This is a genomic window from Flagellimonas sp. (genome assembly GCF_965222555.1).
Classification (GTDB): Bacteria; Bacteroidota; Bacteroidia; order Flavobacteriales; family Flavobacteriaceae; genus Flagellimonas.
On the sequence record NZ_CBDCUG010000005.1, the window covers coordinates 1,191,557 to 1,210,394 of the forward strand.

Annotated in this window: 21 protein-coding genes; 5 read left to right on the plus strand and 16 right to left on the minus strand. The window is 38.1% G+C overall.

Features of this window, described 5'->3' with window-relative positions:
• The first annotated feature begins 116 nt into the window (after positions 1 to 116).
• From ACOQO1_RS13820 to arsS, 3 genes are all read left to right on the plus strand, one after another.
• The gene (locus ACOQO1_RS13820) at positions 117 to 818 is read left to right on the plus strand and encodes a TIGR04282 family arsenosugar biosynthesis glycosyltransferase (RefSeq protein ID WP_420603468.1); all 702 of its coding nucleotides are present in this window, start codon (positions 117 to 119) and stop codon (positions 816 to 818) included.
• Between the two features lie 190 nt (positions 819 to 1,008).
• Complete coding sequence (locus ACOQO1_RS13825) at positions 1,009 to 1,344, plus strand: arsenosugar biosynthesis-associated peroxidase-like protein (RefSeq protein ID WP_420603469.1); 336 nt, start codon at positions 1,009 to 1,011, stop codon at positions 1,342 to 1,344.
• A gap of 66 nt (positions 1,345 to 1,410) precedes the next feature.
• Positions 1,411 to 2,499, plus strand: coding sequence for an arsenosugar biosynthesis radical SAM (seleno)protein ArsS (gene arsS, locus ACOQO1_RS13830; RefSeq protein ID WP_420603470.1), 1,089 nt, complete (start codon positions 1,411 to 1,413; stop codon positions 2,497 to 2,499).
• A gap of 42 nt (positions 2,500 to 2,541) precedes the next feature.
• Here the strand turns inward: arsS and ACOQO1_RS13835 are convergent, their stop codons facing one another.
• From ACOQO1_RS13835 to ACOQO1_RS13875, 9 genes are all read right to left on the minus strand, one after another.
• A complete protein-coding gene (locus tag ACOQO1_RS13835) occupies positions 2,542 to 3,414 on the minus strand; it encodes a hypothetical protein (protein WP_420603471.1) in 873 nt (290 codons plus the stop codon).
• Positions 3,415 to 3,417: 3 nt separating this feature from the next.
• The gene (locus tag ACOQO1_RS13840; RefSeq protein ID WP_420603472.1) at positions 3,418 to 4,134 is read right to left on the minus strand and encodes a hypothetical protein; all 717 of its coding nucleotides are present in this window, start codon (positions 4,132 to 4,134) and stop codon (positions 3,418 to 3,420) included.
• Between the two features lie 51 nt (positions 4,135 to 4,185).
• Positions 4,186 to 5,061 (minus strand): HEPN domain-containing protein, encoded by an 876-nt coding sequence (locus ACOQO1_RS13845; RefSeq protein WP_420603473.1) that lies wholly within the window; start codon positions 5,059 to 5,061, stop codon positions 4,186 to 4,188.
• A gap of 66 nt (positions 5,062 to 5,127) precedes the next feature.
• Positions 5,128 to 5,619: a hypothetical protein gene (locus tag ACOQO1_RS13850; RefSeq protein WP_420603474.1), complete on the minus strand. Its 492-nt coding sequence runs from the start codon at positions 5,617 to 5,619 to the stop codon at positions 5,128 to 5,130.
• A 52-nt stretch (positions 5,620 to 5,671) separates the two neighbouring features.
• Positions 5,672 to 5,872: an AmiS/UreI family transporter gene (locus tag ACOQO1_RS13855; protein ID WP_420603475.1), complete on the minus strand. Its 201-nt coding sequence runs from the start codon at positions 5,870 to 5,872 to the stop codon at positions 5,672 to 5,674.
• Between the two features lie 183 nt (positions 5,873 to 6,055).
• Positions 6,056 to 6,550, minus strand: a complete 495-nt coding sequence (locus ACOQO1_RS13860; protein ID WP_420603476.1) for a hypothetical protein — start codon at positions 6,548 to 6,550, stop codon at positions 6,056 to 6,058.
• A gap of 103 nt (positions 6,551 to 6,653) precedes the next feature.
• A complete protein-coding gene (locus ACOQO1_RS13865) occupies positions 6,654 to 7,160 on the minus strand; it encodes a hypothetical protein (protein ID WP_420603477.1) in 507 nt (168 codons plus the stop codon).
• Between the two features lie 36 nt (positions 7,161 to 7,196).
• Entirely contained in the window at positions 7,197 to 8,063 is an 867-nt protein-coding gene (locus ACOQO1_RS13870; RefSeq protein ID WP_420603478.1) for a Nif3-like dinuclear metal center hexameric protein, read from the minus strand.
• A gap of 128 nt (positions 8,064 to 8,191) precedes the next feature.
• On the minus strand, positions 8,192 to 10,291 hold the full coding sequence (locus ACOQO1_RS13875) for a M48 family metalloprotease (protein ID WP_420603479.1): 2,100 nt from the start codon (positions 10,289 to 10,291) through the stop codon (positions 8,192 to 8,194).
• A gap of 309 nt (positions 10,292 to 10,600) precedes the next feature.
• Here ACOQO1_RS13875 and ACOQO1_RS13880 point away from each other — a divergent pair, with 309 nt between their 5' ends.
• Positions 10,601 to 11,218, plus strand: a complete 618-nt coding sequence (locus tag ACOQO1_RS13880) for a TetR/AcrR family transcriptional regulator (RefSeq protein ID WP_420603480.1) — start codon at positions 10,601 to 10,603, stop codon at positions 11,216 to 11,218.
• On the opposite strand, the gene ACOQO1_RS13885 is transcribed toward ACOQO1_RS13880, so the two are convergent.
• From ACOQO1_RS13885 to ACOQO1_RS13895, 3 genes are read right to left on the minus strand one after another with little or no spacing between them, the layout of a single operon-like run.
• Positions 11,215 to 12,264: a glycosyltransferase family 9 protein gene (locus ACOQO1_RS13885; protein WP_420603481.1), complete on the minus strand. Its 1,050-nt coding sequence runs from the start codon at positions 12,262 to 12,264 to the stop codon at positions 11,215 to 11,217. The two genes, ACOQO1_RS13880 and ACOQO1_RS13885, sit on opposite strands and share 4 nt — an antisense overlap.
• Complete coding sequence (locus tag ACOQO1_RS13890; protein WP_420603482.1) at positions 12,248 to 12,853, minus strand: DUF4254 domain-containing protein; 606 nt, start codon at positions 12,851 to 12,853, stop codon at positions 12,248 to 12,250. Before ACOQO1_RS13890 ends, ACOQO1_RS13885 begins: the two co-directional genes overlap by 17 nt.
• A gap of 36 nt (positions 12,854 to 12,889) precedes the next feature.
• The gene (locus ACOQO1_RS13895; protein WP_420603483.1) at positions 12,890 to 13,822 is read right to left on the minus strand and encodes a DUF6427 family protein; all 933 of its coding nucleotides are present in this window, start codon (positions 13,820 to 13,822) and stop codon (positions 12,890 to 12,892) included.
• A gap of 39 nt (positions 13,823 to 13,861) precedes the next feature.
• Here ACOQO1_RS13895 and ACOQO1_RS13900 point away from each other — a divergent pair, with 39 nt between their 5' ends.
• A complete protein-coding gene (locus ACOQO1_RS13900; RefSeq protein WP_420603484.1) occupies positions 13,862 to 14,083 on the plus strand; it encodes a DUF6341 family protein in 222 nt (73 codons plus the stop codon).
• On the opposite strand, the gene purD is transcribed toward ACOQO1_RS13900, so the two are convergent.
• The 4 genes from purD to ACOQO1_RS13920 all read right to left on the minus strand — a co-directional run bounded on the left by purD (position 14,078) and on the right by ACOQO1_RS13920 (position 18,808).
• Positions 14,078 to 15,349: a phosphoribosylamine--glycine ligase gene (gene purD, locus ACOQO1_RS13905; protein ID WP_420603485.1), complete on the minus strand. Its 1,272-nt coding sequence runs from the start codon at positions 15,347 to 15,349 to the stop codon at positions 14,078 to 14,080. The genes ACOQO1_RS13900 and purD overlap by 6 nt on opposite strands.
• A 58-nt stretch (positions 15,350 to 15,407) precedes the next feature.
• Positions 15,408 to 16,394, minus strand: a complete 987-nt coding sequence (locus tag ACOQO1_RS13910) for a UDP-glucuronic acid decarboxylase family protein (protein ID WP_420604336.1) — start codon at positions 16,392 to 16,394, stop codon at positions 15,408 to 15,410.
• A gap of 2 nt (positions 16,395 to 16,396) precedes the next feature.
• Complete coding sequence (locus ACOQO1_RS13915; protein WP_420603486.1) at positions 16,397 to 17,749, minus strand: undecaprenyl-phosphate glucose phosphotransferase; 1,353 nt, start codon at positions 17,747 to 17,749, stop codon at positions 16,397 to 16,399.
• Positions 17,750 to 17,827: 78 nt separating this feature from the next.
• A complete protein-coding gene (locus ACOQO1_RS13920) occupies positions 17,828 to 18,808 on the minus strand; it encodes an NAD-dependent epimerase/dehydratase family protein (RefSeq protein WP_420603487.1) in 981 nt (326 codons plus the stop codon).
• Positions 18,809 to 18,838: the final 30 nt, after the last annotated feature.

Below are 18,838 nucleotides of genomic sequence, written 5' to 3' on the forward strand. Positions count from 1 at the left end.
AACCGACTAGCCGGTCGGAATGTTAAAATTCGGCATAAATGGTCCTAAATTGTAATTCAATGGGCTTCTTTTCGACCTAAAATCATTAATATAGGGTTAGGATTCAAGCCTAAATTTTGAGGAATACCAATTTAAAGGATACCGCTGTTTTGATTTTTGCGAACTCCGCCAATGTGGATGCACGCACCAAAATTGCCGTGTCCAATGTTGAGCTATTCCACGCATTGACTTCCCAAACGATCAAAACGGTAGAGAAATCTGGCTTGCCATTTTTCCATATTACCGAAACAGATCAATACGGAACCACTTTTGGAGAACGTTTTTCCAATGCTATCCAAGCTATTTATGATAAAGGCTATGAAAACATAATCACTATTGGCAATGACAGTCCAGAATTAAGGACACATCATTTGACCGAGGCCGATAAACAGTTGAAACTGGGCAAAACGGTTTTGGGACCTGCCCATGACGGCGGCTTTTATTTGATGGGGCTTCACCGATCCAACTTTAATGCCGAGCTATTTGTTCGATTGCCCTGGCAACGTTTTGGCCTGTTCAACAAGATTTCCCAATTGTTTAAAAACATAGGCTCAGATTTATATCAACTTCAAGTATTACATGATATTGACAACAAATCGGATGTTAAAACACTGCTGAATTTTTTCAGGCAACTACCCTTTTCTGTCTTTAGCATCCTTCAATCTTTCATAAAAAATAGCTTTCCAATTGCTTTAAAGCATATCGGAAATCCCACCAAACACTTTGCGCCCAACTACAATAACAAGGGGTCACCTTTCCTTTTCTCGTTCTGCGGATGATTCGCAGTACAAACGTTGCCCAAACACATCTGGTTTAGATCATATGATCTCCTCTGGTTGAAATGGGCGTTTCAATTCAAAATATATATCCAAGGTTCATGTTAAATGGATCAGTTTAAAACAAAAGATTCCTGTCGGAGTTTATGCTGAGCAAGACGAAGTACGGGAATGACAACCAAAAAAGTTTAAAATGGCAAATAATTATTACGACCCCGCAGATTTAAGAAAGTTTGGAAAGATCACCGAATGGAGCGAAGAGCTTGGTACCAAATTTTTTGATTATTACGGAAAGGTCTTCGAAGAAGGTGCACTCAGTGCCCGGGAGAAATCCCTTATCGCACTGGCAGTATCACATGTGGTCAAATGCCCATATTGCATTGATGCCTATACCAAAGATGGGTTGCAAAAAGGTATCACCAAAGAGGAAATGATGGAGGCCGTTCATGCAGGTGCTGCTATTGAAAGTGGTGCTACGTTGGTGCACGGGGTGCAGATGATGAACAAGTACAACAAATTGAGTATGTAAATCTGTTGTTGGTCAATAGTTGATGGTTAAATCAACAAACAACTGACAACGAACAACCATAGAAAAATGGAACAAAGTATCATGCCCCAGATAAAAAAGGCGGCCAAAAAATCCCTTAAGGCGCAGGACAATGTGTTGGCTGAGACCAACAAGCAATTGGAAATCTTGAACGGAGGAATCTTTGCCGATGGTGAGCTTCCTTATTTTAAGGATAAAATTTCGGAAATAGGCCATTTTCCGCTTCGACCCAACAAGTTGGAAATCCTACAGATCAATGTGGGCTATATGTGCAACCAGGTGTGCGAGCACTGCCATGTGGATGCCGGACCCGACCGAAAGGAAATCATGACCCGCGAGACCATGGAGCAATGTTTGGAGGTAATCCGTAATACCGGAGCGCATACCTTGGACCTTACCGGAGGTGCCCCAGAGATGAACCCCAACTTTAGATGGTTTGTGGAAGAGGCCGCTAAAGCGGGTATCCAAGACTTTATTGTCCGATCTAATTTGACCATTATCCGGGCCAATAAAAAATATTACGATCTGCCTGAGTTCTTTAAAAAACACAACGTACATGTGGTGTCCTCAATGCCGCATTATACCCGTGGCAAAACGGACAAACAACGTGGCGATGGGGTTTTTGATAAGTCCATAAAAGCATTACAAGAATTGAATGCTGTTGGGTATGGCATGCCGGATAGCCCATTGCGGTTGGATTTGGTCTATAATCCCTCTGGAGCATTTTTGCCAGGTGATCAAATGGCCATGGAGCGTGACTTTAAAAAAGCATTGGATGAGGATTTTGGTATTCAGTTCCACAACCTCTTTGCGATTACCAATTTGCCCATTTCCCGCTTTTTGGATTATCTGATCGCTTCAGAAAATTATGAGGATTATATGTATGCACTGGTAGAGGCCTACAATCCAGCTGCAGTGGCCAATGTGATGTGCACCAATACCATCTCTATAAGTTGGGATGGCTGGCTGTACGATTGCGACTTTAACCAAATGCTCGACCTAAAGGTCGCCAGTAAAGTGAAACATATTAAGGATTATAACGAAGATGTTTTAAACGACCGAAACATCATTATCTCGCAACATTGTTATGGCTGTACCGCTGGTGCAGGGAGCAGTTGTCAGGGGACGGTGGCTTGATTTGATTGGTCACTTCTGTGGGCGTATGCAGTTTGCGGTGAGTTATTGGTTTTGGTATATCCGGTTTTTCATATTGTACTTAAACTCCACGACTTTTAAATTCCATAAGGTTAAAGTCTGGTTTGCGGTGATGTTACTACTTTCAGAACTGACGATTAATGTGTCTTTAAATGGCTTAATGTATTTTGTCCATAGGTTTCCTTTGTAGTCATTAAGTAAAAAATAAAAGCCGCTATCTCCTATTTTTTTTCCGGAAGATTTTAAAATTAGTTCTCCATTCTTTCCTACTCTTGGTTTCAGTATTACAGTTGCATTTCCGTTAGGTAAAGGAAAAATAGCTTTTATACACGTCTGTCCGTTCGGAATAGTACAAGTTTCATAAACACCTGAATAAACTACCTGTTCTGATTTTTTGAAAGTTCTGAGCCAAATCGTTCGTTTTAATACTTTGGTTTTTTTATCAACTAAATGAATTATTTCACTCTTTAAAGTCTTAGAGTCCTTGTTGTTTTCCATTGGTAGATTTAATTGTTCAATTCTATTACTGAACAATATTTTTAATAAGCCTCCAAAAACCTTAAAAAATAGATTCCATTTGACCTTTAAATCAAATTCGTAACTACTTGTGTTTTCATAAAAGTCAATTACTTTCCTCGATAAGTTATCAAGTTCTTCCCTTGATAAGTTTAGTTGATTTATTGACTGAATTAGTCCTCTTTCATGTTCACCTTTATCGATTTCTAAATATTCATCTGCTTCTAGCTGCTTGATGAATTTTTGACCAATTCCTTTGGTTTTACCAAAAGGGCCTAATAACCATTCATTTTGTTCGGGAGTAATCTTTTTACCAAATAGAATCACCCACTGTTGGGTCATCCAATCTTGAAAATTTTGCTTTAAGGCCGCGATTCCCATTTCCTATAACTTATTCAATTTAAGGCTAGGGATATAACTTTCTTTTCCTTTCCAAGTTCCAAATTCAAAAATCGGTTTAAATCGTAATGTTGTGAATTCAAAATGAAAATTTTTTCGCTCCCTTTCTTTCATTGCGTTTGAATGCCTTTTTGGTTTAGGCATTTCACTATGTCCATGAACCATATTAGTCATTTCTTCTTCTGTTTTCCAAATTGAAAAGGTAGAAACAGTATTAGGAAATCTAAATGACGCCAATGAAAGTGTGATTCCTACATGATCACGAACTAATTTCTCAACTGGTCTTCCCCAATGTATAAATCTTGGAACGGCTAAAGGTTTCATTCTAGCAATTGTAACTGCAACAACTGGAGATGATGCGCTTTCCAATTTTGCTTTCTTTTCAGGAATTCTGAATCCCTTTATTTTACCCCATTCTCTAATAAAAGTCAAACGAACATGCCAACCTTTAGTCAATATTTCACCAAACTTTTCTTCTTTCAAGTATTTTTCAAGAGCCTCTTCATTTTCCCACTGTGCGAAAATTACGACTTGTCTTAATAGAAATCTAGAAGGAGATAAAATTGGAGAACCTAATGTCATTGCCGTCATGTATTCAGAATGAATTAAGCCTTTTGTCTTCTTATTGATTAGGTCTGAGAATAATCCTTTTATCGCCAATGTAAATGGCATTTTAACAAGATGATAAGAGAATATACTCATGTTTACTGTGTTGTTTCTGAATTACATACAACGTTAAAGCCAAACATAGTTTTACGATTTGTTTTTTCCGATGGTCAATATCTTTTTCACACAAATGGTTTGGGTAAGCTGTTTTAACTGCCCTACCTTATCCGCAAGGTATTCCAGTTCGGTTTTGGTGATTTCGTATTCGTCCATTTTGTAGCGGGCATCAATATAAGCACGCTTTAGGAGTTCAAAAAGGTGCTTTTCCTTGTCCGTGGTCTTGGGGAAAACGGCAAAACGCTTGTCGCACATTTCCACTTTTATACCGAGCGTTTCTAAATTGTGGTCCTTGGGGCGATAATCGGTAAAGACCAACAAAATGGTGGTGTAATAGCGCTCCGTGGCTTGGTGCAAATCAAAAGCAGCTTCGTTCAACATGTTCTTTTCGAAACTGAATTCAAATTTTTCCAAGGCATTATTTCCATTTTTAAGCCATTGGTCTAAATATTCTTGTGCTTTTTGTTGGTACTGCTCCGCAGTCAGTTTTTTGGGGTGGGCGAGCTTAAACTTTTGGGAATCGTACAGCACAATGCCCTCTTCTTTAATGTCCTTAAAAAAGTAGTTGCCCATGGCTAAAGAAGCGTTCAGTTGCTTTATGCCATGAAAAATCAGGCTTACGGGAGTGGTAACTTTTCCGGTGACCACCAATTCGGCCTTGATTTTGTCCTCAATACGGAATTTTTGCTTTAAATCTTCGTGGGTGAGCACAACGAGAATGTCAAAATCGCTGCGGTATTCGTAGGTGATGCCTTTTTCCACATATTGGTCCTCTACCCAGTTGCCCCGTGCGTAGCTGCCAAAAAGAATCACCATTTCCACCAATTTATGGGCGGATAGCTGATCGGTGAGCAACATCAGTTCTTCTTGTTTGGATTTTGGTAGGTGGTTAAGTTCTTTTTTCACAAATGCAAGGTAAGGGATTTTGGGTTTGTGTTTATGGGAGGCACTTTGGGGTTTTGTTGTACATCGCTATTTATTAAGTTTTCTCTCGAAAGTTTCCAAACTAATTTCCTTTCTCCACCAAGAGTATTTACCATACGCCATTTTCTTATTATAGTCGACACTTAAATGATCCGTCCAACAAGAAAAGAAATCATAGTCGTCTTTTTGTTCAGGTTCCGAATCATCTTCGATTTTTGACGGTGCAATTAGATAATATTTTCCAATTTGGAATTTCTCAACATATGGTCTACATAAAACTCCGTTATCTCCCCAAATTTTTATCCTTTTTCTATCTTCCGAACCTTTATATTTCTTTATTATTTCAACTGTCATTGAATAAGGTGATTTCTCATTTCTATGTTCAAAATAGTCAGTATATTCAATTACTTTGACCAATGCTACAAATTCTTGATTGTCTGAAATTGCGCCAAAATTACAATTCCAATTACACTCGCAGGAACAAGAGAAAGATTTCAAAGAAATTAGTAGTACAAAGATTACCAGAATTCGTTTTTTCATAATTATACGCAACGTTCAGGACAATAATCGTTTTAATGATTAATGAGCGATTCTAAAGATTTTTTTTATTTGCACTATTTGCTTTAAATATTTTATATAAACCTAAAACAACAATCAACGCTCCTGAAATCAATGCTATTAAAAGCAAGTTTCTTTGCTCATTCTTTGTCAATAGTGTCACTCCTAATATTGAAAATAAAAATCCAACAAAAATAAGTATCAGTCCTCTATTTACTTTTTGTGATTTACCCATAAATATGTCTTCTTTCTAGGTTTTATGTTGCTGACAACATCTGAACTAAAAATCGTTTTAATAATTCTAATGCACAAGCAAGTGAAGTTACAGGTTTTTGAGATGAAAGTCCAACACGAAATCATCAATGACCCATTTTAATTGACCTGTGTTTGATCGGCACTGGAATTTTTGGAGATGGCATTATTTAGGGTCTTTTGGCCATGCCTGGCTTATCATATGATTTGTTATAAGCCAAACATCATTTCTTTTTTGATAGATTCTTAAATGGTTGATATATCTATCGTCCATTTTTGTGCCATCGGCCCATTCTTGGTTTTTTCTGATGTTTTGGGATCTAACCGTGACGGTACTGTCGTTAATAAATGTTATTTCATTTTCTCCATAATTATTCTCTCCGGCCATTACAAAATCCATATTGAAAATAAATCCAAGCAGGTCTTTTAATTCCTCTTTGGATTGGACCCTGTCGCCAAATGCATTGGTCCAATCTGTTTGATCTGCATAATGTTTCAATGCCAGTTCCAGGTTCTTTGTTTCCCAAGCCTTGTCCCAATCCTTGATGGTTTGGTCAATAACCAATTTGTCATTGGTCAAGTCGATGGAAGACTCTTTTTTTTCCGAATTACAGCTTAGAAAAAGAGCAACTGCAAAGAGAATACTAACTGTATTTTTCATATCTGCGTGATTTTAAGTTGATCTATGTTTTATCGGCACTGGAAGTTTGGGATAGTGCTTATTGGTTTTGGCTACAAATTAAAGCTTAGGTTATGTTGTTTTTTTAATTGTCCAAGATATTTTTTACAAGAACTCCTTTTTCAAATCCTAGAATAATGTCTTTATCTTTTTCATCTTTGTCCCAATCCTCAAAAGCATATATTTTGTCTTTGTACTGAGGTGGTGAAGAGTATTTATAAGGTTCGAGCCCCTTACTTAACCAGTCTGCCTTTATCATTCCATTTTTTTGGACAAGGTCAATTCCGTTTTTTTGGAACAGCTGTAAAATATTTTCTTCCTCATTACTTTTCCGGTTACAACTAAGAATTTTTTCAAGGAAAATGGTATTGTTTTCAATCCTCCAAACAGCTTTGTATCCTCTCCAACAAGCTGTGCTTGGTGCTGTTCTTCTGGTAAGTCCAAATGGCCTATGCTCCAGTTCAAGCATTTCAAGTGGGAAAGACATCAAATAAAGCGTATCCTGATCAATTATCAGTAAATCAGGAGTTTGCCGAGTAACTGGGCTCCATGAAATTGATAAAGTAAAAATTATGATTAATAGAGTTTTCATTGAAATATAGCCTAAAAGGTTGAGTAAATAATCATTTTAATAGGACCAATACGAAGAGCCACATTCCACAAAATGAATGGGAATATCCTTAACAAATTTGCCCAGCCAATCGGCGCAAAATTTCATGCCATATTCTTCTGAATTGATATGCCCTATAAAAACAACCGCTTTTTTTCTTCCTTGTAAAATGGCATCCCTAGCGTATTCATAGGTTTCCCACTGTGGCACTTCTCCAGCAACCACAACGTCAACCTCACTGTTTTGTAATTGTGCAATTTGGGCTCCACTGCCCGATGCCCCTGGTACATACATCACATTGGAAAGTTGCATTTCTGGGTCCCCGATTACATGAAAATTATTTTCTGGAAATGTGCTCTTCAATTTTTTTAGTAGATCCGTTAATGTGATGTTGGCGAACGTAAACTTGTACGGATTGTCTTTTGCCCTATGGTCTTCCCAACCCAGTTTTTCAACAATGCCAGAAACAATTCCATCGGATGGAATACGGTGTATGTAGTCGTGGAATCTCCAAATTACAAGATTATGGTCATCTATAAATTTCTTTTTTTCCAGATATACCGAATCCTGTTGAAATTGTGCCGTTTCATCCAAATGGTTATAATACAAAGGCTCATGAACAATGATAAGGTTACAGTTTTTGTTGACCGCCTTTCTTAAAACATCCATGGTCGCAAACATACAGGTTGCTATACCAGTGACCTGTGTTTCTGGGTTTCCTTCTTTAATAACATCCACCGTGTTGGGTACCAAGTCAGCACCTGTTTCTTTAATTATAATCTCAATCAGCTGTTCTGCGGAACTACTGGTATTGGTCGCGGCGTTTTGACCCAAAAGGAACAGTGGCAGTGCGCTTATAATAATAAGGTTGAACAGCTTTTTCATTAATTGTTGGTTTTGAATTGTTTATGGCCAATATCGAAGCACTTGAAATAAATCCAGAGCGGGCAAGTAAGTTACAGGTTTTTGGGTTTATCCCTTCTCACGTAACTATAGAAAACTCTTCAGTTATTTTAAATGGGTTCGAGGTCCTTATGGAACAAAAGAATACAGCCAATGCTTTTTTGGTCTATTCTCTGACAATTATAAATGGTGTTTTCCAATTGTTCCATCATTTTTTGGAATCCACCATTTTCAAAAATCAATCCGTGCTCAATCTTGAACTCCCCATTATCCACAAGAGCTTCCTTCAATTCTTGGATAGTCTCAACATTGGGCATTTTTACGAAGGATGCATTGTCCATTTCGGCCAAAGCCTCATTTAATTTTTTAAACGAGTCTTTCACACGCGCAGTAAGGGAATGCAATTGTTCTTTGGTGACCTCCCCTTTCGATTGAAGTTCGATAACGGCATTATAAATCTCATTCTTATTAGTCGTAGTGTTTCTATAAAACTCGGACAACAGCTGGTGTTGTGTATAAAGTTCGTTAAGCTCTTTTCCTTTCCCTTGTTCCTTCGCCAATGCTGTAAAAAAAGCACAAAACTTGGTGTCCCATTCCTCGAATGCGGTATTGAACAGCTCCTCCCTAGAGGTAATCAAAAAGTTATAGCCATTCTCCAGATTTTTCTTTGAATATTCAATTCCCTTAAATGAAAATGAGCGCTCTTTGGTGGTCCCCTCTGCTATCTGCTGAGCTTTTACCAAAAGTCCTTCGATTTCTCCCACCGGTTCCATCAATTGTTTTAGTTCCGCCTTTAGACTCCCCAACAATTTCTTGTTTGGTTTGGTTTGGTTTGAAATTGCTGTTGTCAATTTCTCTTTAGAAGGAATTACCAAGTATCTGTTTAGAAATGTGTTTTCATATTCTTTGGCCAAATCCGCCCCTTGGGTCTCCAATTTGATAAACTGCTCGAAGACTTCGATATCGCTTTGCTCTGTTGGTTTCTTTTCAAGGTACAATTGGTAAAGCAATTGGGTCATCTCTTCTTGCAGAGCCTCCTTGTTTCCAAAAAGAATCCAAGGAGAACGTGTATCCATTTCACACGCAACATAAGGTACTTTAGCGCTGTCTTCCCTCATATTGTTAGGTGGATGACTGGCATACATGCCCACCTTAGAATGCTCCGAAATTGAAAAGTATTTTTTGCCTCCCCTAGGATCAGCGGGCAATGCGCTAAACAAATCGTTTTGTGTATCCGAGCTTCTTTCAATCGAAAGCGCATTATGGACATATAGGTTTTTGACGAAAATGTTCTTTCTACCTGCTAAAATTCCATGATTCAATGTGCCCATCCATGCGGTGGATCCTCCATCCAATTTCCACAAAGCGGAAATGATGGCATCACTTCCGGAAGTATGAACCGCAACTTTATCCGCATTAAATTCCATTTCTCGGGAAAGTGAAGAATGCATGATATTCAAAAACTGATAAAATAGATTCAACATCTGCCGTACAATCCAAATAATCGGAGTAATTACCCATGCCGCCGCCGACAATCTAATATCAGAAGCCCGCCATTGATCCAATAGGTCATCCCATTTGTCGCGTTCAAAGATCATATCGTGGATAATGGTATTTGCCGATATGATATAGCTTCCAATTTTCATACTTCGTTGGGCAAAATGTCCAAACTCATGGCTCATGACCGCTTTAAATTCAGAAAGGTTCAAGCAATCTGTTAGTCCCATGCCAATGGTCAGTTCCTTTCTAACGGGTAAAAAAAGACTCAGCCAAACATTGGAATACGCCACGTAGGCATTAACGTCTGGGTCAACATAAATAGATTTTGGCCTTGGAGCTCCCGTCTCCTTACAAATCTGTTCCACAAAGCTCCATAAATCAGGGTTTTTTGCTTTTTCCAGTTTAATACGGTTATTCGGTTTATGGTTTTTTAACTTAAAAATGAACTTCAAGGTAAATATGAAAAGCATTCCCGCCCCAGCTATTGCACCAACCTTCATTAAAATGGTGAGTTTGTTTACAACCCCCATATCATATATAATGGAATAATAAAACAAATAACCTAGTCCAACCACCATGGCAGTGTACAGAACAAAAAAGAGAATTATGGCCAATACTGCCAGAAAAGCTTTTAGCTGATATGATGATGTAAGGGCAGTAAGTTTTTTAGGCACCTGCACGGGGCTAGTGGGATAGTAGGTCAAGGACATTCTAAATATGGTTTATGGTTGATTAAAAAGTTATAGGACAATAATAACTATTTTTTGCAATCTTTATTTGATAAGTAATTTAAGAATCCCACTACATAACAAAATATTGACAGTCCATAGCCCGAAGTTTTTGTGCACTTAAACCGACCCGCTGGTCGGTCAACATTTTTGGCATATTCAATTTTGGGGTCATTTTTCACATTTCACCGATTTTTCTCACAAATACATCCTTGATTCTTGAGGTTGAGACCAATCTGCAGAAACTTTGTAACAGACTTAACGGTCTAATTGAACCCAAAACCAAATCTTATGGAACGAAACCTAAAAAAACGCGAAACCATGCACCGATTGCATGCTATGGGCCTTGAAATTTTTCATGAAAAGGGCTACTACAACACTAGTTTGGATGATATTTTAAAGGAACTATCACTTTCCAAAGGAGCCTTTTACCATCATTTTAAATCTAAAGAGGACTATTTCATCAGCATTATCCAAAATCTGATTGTGCAAAAGGTATATGCCCTACTGGTGGAGCCGTTGAACGTGAACGAAAATCCATTGCATGCTATTGCAGACAGTTTAGAAAATGCCTTGGAACCCGGCAAAAGCAATGAAATGGCCTATGGCTTTATGTTGCACGACTTTATGACTGAATTTAATAAGCGAAATACCGAGATTAGTTCTTATTTAAAGGATATTCTTAAAGTATGGGAAGTAAATCTGGTTTCTGTATTAAAACGTGGTAAGTTGGATGGCCATATTGCCCGTCATATTGATTGTGAAGGAGTTGCCACCTATATCATTGCCTCTTATCTAGGAATGCGCTCCTTATTATCAGAAAACAATGGTAGACAATTAAAATACCAGTATCTGCAACAGCTAAAACAGTATTTCAGTTCCATTACCGAAAGACAGGCGGTAGCCTAACCCTCCAATACGGTGGTAATCTTAGCTACCACCTGTTGGGGTGCTATGGTTTCCATTGCAGCTTCGTAACCCTTTGGCAATTTGTTTCCATAGACCGAAGTAGGAATCAATGGAAAACGTTCCAGGTCAGCCATCAGAGCATTCTCCGTGGATTGACCAAAAGGATAAAACCCCGCAAAAGGATGTGTAACCCCCCAAAGCGTGACCACTGGAATACCATAATTAGCCGCTAAATGGGCATTTCCACTATCCATGGACAACATTATGTCTAGGTTCGAAATCAAGGCCAGTTCTTCCGAAAGATTTAGCTTACCGGCCATGTTCAAAACATTTTCACCCACATTGGCAATGGCCTCCAGTTGCTGAATTTCATGGGCTCCGCCGCCAAATAACAACATTTTATACTTATTGGTATTATTTAAGTTTTGGATAATGTTTTTCATCAAGTATAATGGGTACATTTTGCCCTCATGTGCTGCAAAAGGGGCAATTCCCACCCATTTTTTGGAATCTTGCTGTACCAATCCCAATACTTTATCCGAAAGCTGAACGCGTTCCAAAAGCTTTGCTTTTGCTAAATCCACTGGAAAACCAAGCTCTGCAAATACATCAGCATAGCGCTGATGTGTGCTTTTTAACTGTTCGAATGTTTTGTTTTTGGCTCTGGTCAGTGCTTTTTTCTCTGTCCTGCCCTTATCTAATTGTGCAAACGGGGTTTTGCCCATTCCAAAGTACTTTTGAAGAACCCTACTTCGTAGCACATTGTGCAAATCGGCCACGGCATCAATTTGGTGCGTTTTTAGTTCTTGGTATAACCGCCATAATCCCATCAGCCCTTTATGTCGTTTTTTGACATCGGCCACAAAAACATCAACATTTTCCAATCCAGAGAAAATGGGAAGAAATGGTTTTTTGGTAAGTACAGTGACTTTTATCTGCGGATGTTGGTCCTGTAATGCCCTCAAAACCGGAACGGTCATGGCAACATCACCCATGGCAGACAGGCGAATGACCAAAAGATGGGTTTGCCTACCCTTTTTGTCCACGGAGTACCGGATTTAGCTCATCATCGTTGTACATTTTCATCTGTTTATAGACTTTCATGTACTTATTGCCAGCCTCAATATCTTCCAACAATTGATCAATAGCGGTAGAAAGGTCTTTCTTTTGTTCCAAGAGAACAGCCAATTTCTTACTACACTTTTCGGTATGTTCTGCAGGCGCATCGGTACGATCAACTTCTTCTTGCATGTGGTAAACCTTTAAAGCCAAAATGGAAAGCCTATCTAGGGCCCATGCAGGGCTTTCAGTATTGATGGTGGCATTGTTACCTACTTCTACATTCTTATACTTGTCCAAGAAATAACTATCTATATATTCCACCAAATCTGTTCTGTCCTGATTGCTGGCATCAATTTTTCGCTTGAGATCTAAAGCATCGACGGGATTAATGTCCGGGTCGCGAATAATGTCCTCATAATGCCATTGTACGGTATCAATCCAGTTTTTTCTATAAAGCAAGTGTTCCACCTTATCCTTTGGATAGGGGTTTACAAATTCTTGATAAACATCATCTTTGATATGATAGGTATCTATACTCTCCTGAAAGATCTTGAAGGCAAAGGAACTGAACATGTGTTTAAATTTGGGGCAAAGATATTGCTTTATCCTTTACAGCTTAAGTTCCAAGACAAAAAGCAATAATGACGTCAGAATACAAATGACCACTACCAGTTCCCTTAATTTGGCTTTTTTAATGGTCTCTAAATAATTGGTCAAAAAAACCGCAGCTGGGAAAAAAGTAATCAGGACCGGTGATGCTTCATTAAACCTCAAAAAACTTACTGCCGCTCCCAAAACAAATGCCAAGAATACCATTCGCAGTAAAACCAGTTTTCCACCACCTTTTTTCCTCACTTTCAGAAAAACCAGAAACATAATTGCCAACATTATGGACAAATAGATCAGTAGCTTAACAATTCCATCTTGTCCTAAAAAATCATTGGATAAAAAGTCTATGGTAAACCGATAATGATTTTCAAAAAAATCGAGGGAATCATACACTATTAAAGTAGTGAACGACAATATTAGCACTGTTACCATGGCCAAAAAAGGAACCATCCAATTTTTAGGTGGTTTTCTGTCATAAACATTGATTCCCACAAAGACAAGTATCATAAAAATAAGTGCCCAATCATAAAAAAGACTTGCAGCACATATCAAAAAGGAGGCGTCAAAAATCTTATGCTTTACATTTCGAACTGATTTTATGGCTAACAATCTCCAAATGGCAAGCAGCAAAAAAAAGTTGGCAAAAATGGCATTGCTATCGCCTAGGGCATCTGAAAATACGCCCAGGAGCAGCGTAAAGAACAAAATGGCAAATGAGCTAAGACCTGTAACTTTCTCAGTCTTAACCATTCTGCTAATAACATAAATAGAAAGTAGCAGGGTGCCAAGCACCAAGGAGTCTGATGGAAGAGTATCCAGAGTAAGTCCCCGATCAGCACCAAAAAATAAGTAAACAACATAAAAAAGGAAGAGAAAAACAGATAGGACAATATAATTTATCGGTTTTGTTTTCCCGAAAAAGCTTGAAATCATGTTGGGTTTTACTACTTTTGCAAAGTAAATATAGCTAAGATGAGCAAGTTTTGGTACGGCATTGAAGACTTATTTGTAAACGGTCTTTTTGCGCCTTATGATTTCTTTCGATTTATGGGAAACTGGTGGGGTTCCAACTCCGTAAACTGGATTTTCGCCATTATTGGTTTTGTTGCCATGGTTTACTGGATGAAAGAGCTTAAGATTTTCAATGACAATGGTGAGGAGGACAAGAGTATTACCTCCCATTCTTATCTATAGGTCAAACCCAAGATCTTTTCGGTAGTACATTCCATCAAAATGTAGTTTTTCTATATTTTGATAGGATTTTTCCAATGCTTCCTTGAAATCATTTCCGAAGGAAGTAATGGCAATCACTCGGCCACCGTTGGTCACTACCTTTCCATCTTTTAGCTTGGTTCCTGCGTGAAAAACCAAAGCATCCTGAATGCTTTCTATTCCCGTGATTTCCTTTCCTTTTTCATAAGCTTCTGGATAACCTCCGGAGACGGCCATTACTGTCGTGGCTGCTCTCTCATCAATTTCCAAGTTGATTTGATCTAGCTTTCCTTCGGACATGGCCACAAGTACATCAACAAGGTCCGATTTTAATCGGGGCACAACTACTTCAGTCTCGGGATCTCCCATGCGCACATTGTATTCGATCACTTTGGGTTCGTCACCCACTTTGATCAATCCAATAAAAATGAATCCTACATAGGGCAAGTTGTCCTTTTTAAGCCCTTCTACCGTAGGTTTTACAATTTGATGCTCAATCTTTTGCATAAAGATCTCGTCGGCAAAAGGAACCGGAGAAATGGCTCCCATTCCACCCGTATTGAGTCCGGTGTCGCCTTCACCGATACGTTTGTAGTCTTTTGCCGTAGGCAAGATTTTATAATTGCTTCCATCTGACCATACAAAACAGCTTAATTCAATTCCATCCAAAAACTCTTCAATAACCACAGTGGCGCTGGCGTCTCCAAATTTAGAGTCCAACAACATGGCCTTAAGCTCCTGTTTAGCCTTATTTAAATCCTGAAGAATCAAAACTCCCTTCCCAGCCGCCAATCCATCTGCTTTAAGTACATACGGAGGCCTGAGCGTTTCCAAAAAGGCATAGCCTTCTTCCAAATTGTTCGAAGTAAAGCTTTGATAAGCCGCGGTTGGAATATTATGGCGCATCATAAATTCCTTGGCAAATTCCTTGCTCCCTTCCAATTCCGCTGCAGCTTTTTGTGGTCCAATTACCGGAACGTTTTTAAGTTCAGAATCATTTAGGAAAAAATCATGAACGCCGTTCACCAATGGATCCTCCGGCCCAACCACAACCAAATTGATGTTTTCATCTAAAACCAAGGTCCTTATCCCGTCAAAATCATTTACCCCAACCTCAACATTGGTGGCAATTTGGGATGTTCCCGCATTACCTGGGGCAACAAATAAGTTGCCAATTTTTGGACTTTGCGAAATCTTATGGGCAATCGCATGTTCGCGACCTCCAGAACCAAGGATAAGAATGTTCATTGATCAAAATTTTGGCAAAAATAACCCAATTCAGGTTTTTGCTATCTGATATCTGTATTTATTTGCCGTTCAGATGTGAAAAATCGCGATGCTCTTTTTGGTACAATTCCTCCGGCGATAATGATTTGAAGTATTTGTACACCTTTTTCAAACCCTCAGAACGATGGACTTTAGGTTCCCAACCCAGAATTTCCTTTGCTCTTGAAATATCAGGTTGTCGTTGTAAAGGATCATCAATTGGCAAGGGTTTAAACACAATTTTTTGGTCTGTCCCTGTAAGTTTTATGATTTCTTCGGCAAATTCTAGAATAGTCGTCTCATCAGGATTCCCAATATTGATGGGCTCCACATAATCACTCATCAACAAACGAAAAATACCCTCTACCTGGTCATCAATATAGGTGAACGATCTTGTTTGCGAACCATCACCAAATACCGTCAAATCTTCTCCACGAAGTGCCTGGCCCATAAATGCAGGAACCACTCGGCCATCATTCAACCGCATCCGGGAGCCGTACGTATTAAAAATTCGAACAATACGGGTATCCAGTTGGTGATGACGATGGTAAGCCATGGTAATTGATTCCATAAACCTTTTGGCCTCATCATACACTCCCCTTGGGCCAATTGGGCTAACATTTCCGTTATAGTCCTCATTTTGGGGGTGAACCAAGGGATCTCCGTAAACCTCGGAAGTAGAGGCCACCAAAATCCTGGCTTTTTTTACCTTGGCCAGCCCCAATAAGTTGAGTGTGCCAAGAGAACCAACTTTTAATGTTTGAATTGGGATTTTTAAATAATCTATTGGACTGGCAGGAGATGCAAAATGGAGAATATAATCCAAGTCACCATCCAACTTTACAAATTTGGATACGTCATGATTTTTAAACTCAAACCGCTCCAGAGGAAACAGGTGTTCTATGTTTTTAAGGTCTCCTGTTATAAGATTGTCCATAGCTATGACATGATGTCCTTCTGCAATGAACCTATCGCAAAGGTGTGAACCTAGAAAACCTGCTGCGCCAGTAATTAGAGTTTTTTTAATCATCAATAGGCTTTTGCTTCACCTTTAAAGGCATTCATTATGGTTTGTACCATAATTTTAAAATCTAGGAACAGGGACCAGTTTTCTATATAAAAGATGTCAAATTTGGTGCGATTTTGAATATCAGCCTCAGTTTCAATCTCACCTCTATAACCTCGAACTTGAGCTAAACCTGTAATACCTGGTTTTACAAAATGACGAACCATATATTTATCAACACTTGCAGAATACTCGTTAGTATGCTTCACCATATGTGGCCTAGGCCCAACAACCGACATTGTTCCGAACAAAACATTATAGAACTGGGGAAGTTCATCGATACTGGTTCTTCTAATGAATCTTCCTACTTTGGTGACCCTCATATCGTTTTTAGTTGCAGAATAATTGTCCGCATCTTTATTGGGTGCCATTGATCTGAATTTATAGCAATAAAATTCCCGGTTATCTATACCATTTCGGCTTTGTCTAAAAAAAACCGGGCCTTTTGATTCCAATATGATAATAATGGCCAATAAAGGGATTAGCCAAGATAATAGCCCAAAAATTATAATCAGTGAAAAAACAACATCAAAGCTTCTTTTTAGAAAGGCATTTATTGGATTATGTAACGGTATATCCCTTAAGGATAGAACTGGAATATAGTCGTAGTATTCAAATTTTAGCTTTTTCGAGAAGATGTTTTTGTTGTCGGGGATGAATTTTAAAGTCTTTAAGTTATTATCTGCAAAATTGATGATTTGAGTTAGTTCCTCATTTTTTAATTCCGAGACCGAACAATATATTTCATCAACATTATTGTTCAATAAAAACTCAAAACAGTTTTCTATGTCAAAGTCAAGAAGTTTGGGAGAAAATTGACAAACGAAATTATAACCAAACTCACTTCTTTCTTGAAATACGGAAATCAGTTGGTCAGTTTTCTTATTTTTCCCAATTACTACTACATTTCGAATATTTCCTTTTATCCGCTCCCGATATTTCATGAAAAACGTATAGTTCAAAAACTTGAGGGTAAAAACAGCGATAAAAACAAATACAAAATATTGTCCCATTGCCAAACGGCTTATTATGGGTTGCTTAAAAAATCCGATAAAAGCATAGAGAATCAAAAAAAAGAATATGAACTGAGTAAAAAGAAGCATAAGAATATATGCAACCTTTGTATAGCGATATACTTTATAGAACTCATTTTTTAAGGAGATAACTATCCATCCAATGGAGATATATGTATGAAAAAGCAAAGGTGTTTGAAATTGGATTGGAAGTAAATAGGCAAGCACATTAATAATTAACAAATCCAATAAATAGGAAATAGGAATTATTAAATTGGAAAATCTGTGTTGCTTAAAAAACATGCGTCCGTAGTGGTAAAATGATATAAGTCAAATATACTTATTTGGTTACTTAACTTGTACCTGCCTTCATTATATGTTTTAAAAGTCCTCGGGGGACTCTTCTTTCCAGTGTTCCAAAGCCGCCTCAAAATGGTATTTAAAAACGAAGTTGCGGTCAATTAAAAACTTTGGCTCGATGTTAGTTGGAAATCCAGCCTTTCTAACCCTTACAGGGTGTATGTCGGTGGTTTTTCCGATAATCTTTAAAAAATTAACTAGGAAAAGTGCTATCAACGAAAGGATTTTAACCGATATTTTAAGTACAGGCTTATTATAATCAAATCTCTTCTTAACTATTTCGGTCATCTCATTTAAAGGAATCAATGGATTTTCCGCATAATTGTATACAATGAAATTATCTTTAAGATTCATTGTAAATAATATACTATCAACAAGACCGTAAATATACCCATAAGCCTTTATCACTTTGCCCCCATCAGGTAAGACAAAGGTGCCTTTTTTTAAGGCTTTAATCATTCTATATACATTACCGGGATCTTTGGGTCCAAAGATTACACTTGGCCTTACGATAATCAATCTTCTTTCATTGTCTTCAACAAGCCATTCTTGATGGATTCTCTCGGCTAACGCCTTTGAAATTCCATAAGCTGTTTCTGGGTATAAAGTAGAGCTCTCATTTCGTTTCTCTAAAGATTTGCCGTATGGTGCAATGCTACTGGTAAAGAATATATTCTTAATTCCCGCTTTTCTGGCAAATTCTGTAACATTTTCAGCACCAGGAATATTTGTGTCAAAATATTCTTTGTAGGCATGTCCTGGTTCACGATGTATGGCCGCAAAATTAAATATCCATGAATTGGAATCATGATCCGATTCTATCTTTATCTCTCTTCTTACATCTATTTTTTCAAAATGAACCTTATTCTCATCCTCAAACCCTGACAAAGGTTTTATATCACAAACTATATATTTAGAAAATCTATCCTCTTTAAGGAAAACACTGAGCATATTCCTTCCAATATATCCTGACCCTCCAAAAATTATGGCTGTTTGACCCATATCCTATTTTATATAAACCGTTTCTCCCAT